Raw genomic sequence first — 3954 nt, 5'->3', positions numbered from 1 at the left:
GCTGCTCCTCGGTGGCGCGATGCTCGCGTCGGCGACGCGTCGTCGTAGGGAAGGAGGCGCAGCGGAGCAGACCGTCGGCATCGACGAGCTGTTCTAGTAGCCCGGGCGTCGTGCCCCCATCCTTTCGGGGGTGGGGGCACGACGCCAGTTCCGGGAAGGTCCCGGAACCGGCAAACCCTGGGACGCTTCTTAAGTCCCGGCGATTCCAGGTATGCCAGGGATGCCGAACCGTGTCTCCCCGTTCTCCGGTCTCGTCCGTCCGGAGTGCGGGGAGACATGTGCGCTGATAACTGGTGCGCGTGTCCTCCGGCATAGGGCCGGGCGGCGACCTAACTTACATTCGAGGTAACTTACCTCCGACGTAAGTTACGTCCCGCGCGCGGAGGGTCTTGGCCGTGTACCGGTTAGCCTTCGGCTATCCGAGGCAGCGAGTCACCGACTCAATGGTCCACAGACCCCATGGGCTCAGGGTGGCGACTGCGGCTCCTCGTTCTGCGCCATCGTCGAGGAATCGCCACTCGACCCGACCGTCGACTTCTTCGGAGTCCTCGTCCATGGTGGGTTCGCCGCGCGGCAGCTCGGCACGGTCAACGGCGGCCAGGGCCTCTTCCGCAGTTGCCTCGCCCGAACCTTCGGCGACCTCAACGGTCGCTTCGTCCCAATAGGTGCACGTGGGCTCCTGGCTCACGCTGATGGTCTCGCCGCAGCTGATCAACAACGTGGCGATTGGAACCGCAAGGCCGAGCTGGCGCAGTCGGTTGCGAACAGGCGTGGGTCGGTCCCTTGTCACCATGCCCAAAGCGTACGTGCGCCCTGCGCAACGGCATAGGGGCACTACGGCGGATAGCGCGGCCGGGGCGTTGAGAAAGTCTTGCCGAGGGACAGCGCTCGTGGCGGGGCAGTGATCTGCGTCACATCTGCGCCGGCCGCGACATAAACGCTGCCCGCTGCGCATCATCCCGATGTGTGCCGCGGTGCAAGCTGACGCCGCCGGCCGCACAGCCCGTGTCGTCAATCTATTGGAGCTCAGCCCGGTGTCATGGCGTTCAGTCCCGTTCCCATCCTGGTAGGACTCCGACGAGTCTTCGTGACCATCGGCGTCAGTGCACTCTGCGGTGTGCTGATGGCGGGACTCGTGCTGCCCATCGTGGGAGCGCTCGGGCTCGGCGCTCGCGTCGGCTCGGAGTGGTTCCAAGACATGACCATCGACTTCGAGCCCGGCACGCTGTCTGAGACGTCACGCGTCCTCGACGCCGACGGGAGGGTCCTGGCGACGTTCTTCGACGAGAACCGTGACTACGTGGAGCTGGATGAGATCACCGACGTGGTGATCGATGCCATTCTGGCCATCGAGGATGATCGGTTCTTCGAACGCGGGCCGATCGACTTTCAGGGGACCCTTCGCGCGTTCATACGCAATGTCGAGGCCGGGGAGACGCAGGCCGGCGGCTCTACCCTGACACAGCAGTACGTGAAGCTGGTACGGCTTTCGCAGGCCAAAAGTTCTCAGGAGCGGGCGACGGTCCTGGCCAGCGATGGAGTCGACGGCTACCGGCGCAAGCTCGATGAGCTGCGTATGGCGATATCGCTGGAGCAGGAGTACACGAAGGAGGAGATCCTCGAGCGCTACCTCAACATTGCCTTCTTCGGCTCCCGTGCGTACGGCGTGGAGGCTGCGGCGCGCACGTACTTCTCCGTCGGCGCCGATGAACTGACACTGCCGCAGGCAGCGCTGCTCGCCGGCATCGTCCAGAGCCCGAACCGATACGACCCGAACCAGAACCCTGATGCGGCTCTGGCCCGGCGCAACGTCGTGCTCAGTCGGATGGCTGAGACGGGAATGGTCAGCGAGTTGACGGTCGCTGAGGCCCGGGGGTCTGATCTCGGCCTGGAACCGCGAGCTGTGTCCAACGGATGCGTCGACTCCTATGCCGGCTTCTTCTGCGACTACGTCGTGAACGAGATCCGAACGATCGAAGAGCTTGGGAGCACACCGGAGGAACGGGAGCACGCCCTGATGCGCGGCGGCCTGACGATCGAGACTACGCTCCGCCGCACCACTCAGCGTGATGCTGAGGAAGCCGTCTCTGATCGTGTCGCCGCCACCGACAGGGCGATCGCTTCGCTTGCGGCCGTAGAGCCTGGCACGGGTCATGTCCAGGCACTAGCCAACTCCCGCGGGTACGGCGTCGAAGGAAGGGGAATCAGCAACATCAACTACGCCGTCGACCGGGACATGGGCGGCAGCGTCGGAATGCAGCCCGGCTCCGCCGCCAAGGCCTTTGTGCTGGCCGCTGCGGTGAGACAAGGGATCGGCCTGGGGTCGACCATCAGCTCGCCCGCGCAGGTCTCGGTGCCGATCAGCCGGTACTCGGACTGCGACGGGCGCATACGCAGCACCGAGACCTGGAGACCGAAGAACTACGACGGCGGGCACGGCAGCATCGACGTCAGAACGGCGACGGAGCGGTCGGTCAACACGTTCTATGCCCAGCTTGCCGTGGAGACGGGCTTGTGCGAACCGGCGACGCTCGCGCAAACGATGGGGGCCGGTCGTGCTGACGGCGACGACTACAGGACCTTTCCAGCCTCGGTTCTCGGCGCCAACGAGGTATCGCCGCTCGGCATGGCGCAGGCCTATGCGACGTTCGCCAACCGGGGCGTGCACTGCGAGCCGAGGGCTGTTGTGAAGGTGCAGGATCGCGCCGGCGATGTCATCGTCGATCGCACCGAGCCGGACTGCCAGCGCGTACTGGACAAGAATGTCGCGGACACGATCAACTCAGTGCTCGAAGGCGTGATCCACAATTCGGGCGCTACCGGCGGCCGGATGCGGCTGGACGACGGTCGCCGCGCGGCCGGAAAGACCGGCACCACCAATGGGTCCATCGCCGTGTGGTTCGTGGGATACGTGCCCCAGCTGGCCACCGCCGTGGCCGTGGCAGACGTTGACGGCGACAAGAACAACGGTGGGCGACTCCGCAGCCTGGACGGCATGAGCTTCAACGGGGAGGCGATCCCTCAGGCCTGCGGCGGTTGTATTCCGGGTCCGATCTGGAAGCAGTTCATGGACGAGGTCCTCGACGGAGAGGCGAAGAAGACGTTCAACAGGCCGCGAAGCATCCCGAGGCGTGACGCCTCCGCTGAAGGGTCGACACCGGCACAAGACTCCTCGAACAACGACGCAGGTTCGAGCGGCGATGATGACTCCGGCGGAAATGGCGGCACGAGCCGTGACCGTCGAGGCTCGTCGGAACAGGCGGGTGGCGGCGGCTCGGGTGGCGGCGGCTCGGGCGGCGGCGACGATGCCTCCGGGAATGACGGGCAAGGCCCCGCCGAGCGGGATCAGGACGAGTCGAGTGCTGACGGCAATGGTGGAAGCGGGGGCGACGACGGGGGAACCGGCGGCGGTGGCGGTGGCGGTGGCGGTCCGGACAATGACGGTTGGTCCAGCGAGGACCGAGGCGGTGGCAGCGACGGCGGCGTTGGCGGTCCGGACGACGACAGTTGGGCCAGTGACGACCGAGACGGTGGCGGCGACTGGGGTGACGGAGACTCAGATCCGGACGACAGCGGCTGGTGAGAGATACGGCTCGTCGAGGAAGTGTCTGAGCCCGGTAAAGAACATACATTGTGGTCGTCCCAGCAACCGCAATGTCGTTCGTTGAGATCGGGTGGAGAAAACTCCCTCGCAACGTCGGCTGACGCTGACAGCGGCGAGGATGACGTCGCCTACTTCGGACCATGCGGGCGATCTCCAGCTTTGTCCGCCCTCGCTATCGCCCGTCTTTCAGCTCGGCCGCGGTCGTGAGGCTGGCTGCAGTCTTAAACGGCTGGGGGGCAGAAACGAAGAGAAGAGCATGCATTCCGGTGTCTGAGCGACCATGATGCATGCCGCCTTTCGGCGCTCCGATGATCAGAACGTTGGCGGTAACGCTCTGTAGAGCGCCATAG

2 protein-coding genes are annotated in these 3954 nt (G+C 65.5%); one reads left to right on the top strand and one right to left on the bottom strand.

The annotated features are described in order from the left end of the window. Window positions 1–415 precede the first annotated feature (415 nt). Complete coding sequence (locus tag ELR45_RS16620; protein WP_129667409.1) at window positions 416–793, bottom strand: hypothetical protein; 378 nt, start codon at window positions 791–793, stop codon at window positions 416–418. Window positions 794–1087: 294 nt separating this feature from the next. Here ELR45_RS16620 and ELR45_RS16615 point away from each other — a divergent pair, with 294 nt between their 5' ends. Beyond that, window positions 1088–3583 (top strand): transglycosylase domain-containing protein, encoded by a 2496-nt coding sequence (locus ELR45_RS16615; protein WP_165367840.1) that lies wholly within the window; start codon window positions 1088–1090, stop codon window positions 3581–3583. Window positions 3584–3954: the final 371 nt, after the last annotated feature.

The sequence above is a fragment of the Phytoactinopolyspora endophytica genome, from assembly GCF_004138495.1.
Classification (GTDB): Bacteria; Actinomycetota; Actinomycetes; order Jiangellales; family Jiangellaceae; genus Phytoactinopolyspora; species Phytoactinopolyspora endophytica.
This window is presented reverse-complemented; position numbering and strand designations above follow the sequence as displayed.

Coding starts and splice junctions, on each gene's coding strand:
- ELR45_RS16620 (WP_129667409.1), bottom strand. CDS start 793: ATGGTGACAAGGGACCGACCCACGCCTGTTCGCAACCGACTGCGCCAG.